Annotated in this window: 1 protein-coding gene and 1 pseudogene; one reads left to right on the top strand and one right to left on the bottom strand. The window is 61.3% G+C overall.

Annotated features, from left to right (window positions below; all coding sequences use genetic code 11):
• Positions 1 to 373, bottom strand: a pseudogene (locus GORHZ_RS31380) (hypothetical protein); the annotation flags it as partial.
• Between the two features lie 395 nt (positions 374 to 768).
• Here GORHZ_RS31380 and GORHZ_RS12655 point away from each other — a divergent pair.
• On the top strand, positions 769 to 1,226 hold a 458-nt coding region (locus GORHZ_RS12655), incomplete at its 3' end, for a glycosyltransferase family 2 protein (protein WP_006333554.1).

The following is a 1,226-nucleotide window of genomic DNA, read 5'->3' as shown; positions in this document are numbered from 1 at the left end:
CTCTTTTCGCTTGGTCTGCGTCGCCGGCGCTCGCCGAGAACGTGATTACCGGTGACTGTCCGTTTTGGACAGCTGACACGGACGATGGGCCGCCATCTGCCGCCTGTCGCTTCACCGCTTCGGAGAATCCCGGAGAGCTCAGGTAGGCGATCTCGCCGGAGATATAGGACTGCAGGTCCTCCGTTGTTCCAGTTCCACCGAGCAGGACCTGATTCGGATCAATTGGCTGGTGGATACGGACGAGGGCGGTGACCTGAGCGGTGTGGTCTGACTGGAGTGCGAGACCTCCTGCGATGGCGCCAAGTGCAATGCCGGCCACCACTGTGGGCCAGAGCGGTGTGGTGATTCTGGACAGAATCGCTCGAGCCTTCATCCGCGTTGTGCTCCCATATGTCTCGTTGCGACTGTCGATGTGGTTCCGACACGCAGACGAGTCTGTGTTTCGGCTCGCCGGATTTCCCAGTGTCCCGCAGCGCCCTCATCTGCGGTGTTCGGTGCCGTGACGTGGCCACCGCCGACTCTATCACCGCATGCGCGGAATGGATTGGGCGCGATTGCCGCACGAATCGGCTGCCTGCTGCCACCTCGGCGTCCGCAGTGCCCGAGTCTTGCGGAGACGGCGACCCGCCCGCACCCAAACAATGCGATAGGGTGCGCCAAGGTATAAGGGCGGGCGATTTGTCCGACCGGCTGTTCGCCGGGGTTACCCTGCGGGCGTCGCGCCGCATCGCGTAATAGTTTGAATTGGGTCGGTACGGAGAGAGGGCCATGAGCAGCGTCGACGTAGCAATACCGTCCTATCAATATGGCTCCTACCTTCGCGATGCGGCGATGAGTGTGCTCAGTCAGGATGGTGCAGACCTGCGGCTACTCATCGTCGACAATGCCTCAACGGATGGCAGTCAGGAGATTGCCCGCGAAATCGCGGCTGCCGATGACCGCGTAACGTTGTTCCTCAATGACGAGAATCGGGGAATGTTCGATTCTTACAACCGTGCGATCGACTGGGCTGACGCCGATTATTGCGTCATCCTGGATGCCGACGATGTTCTGGCGTCGGGTTCCCTTGCGACAAGTATCGAGTTCCTCGACGACCATCCTGACGTCGCGTTCGCCTACGGTGTGGAGGGACGCCTGACCGATGGGCGTTTGGACCCGGGGCGGTGTGACTCACGGACGACCCGCTGGAGAGTGGTGTCAGGGAACGACTACATCCGTCGGACCTG

It is taken from the genome of Gordonia rhizosphera NBRC 16068 (genome assembly GCF_000298195.1).
GTDB lineage: Bacteria > Actinomycetota > Actinomycetes > Mycobacteriales > Mycobacteriaceae > Gordonia > Gordonia rhizosphera.
This window is presented reverse-complemented; position numbering and strand designations above follow the sequence as displayed.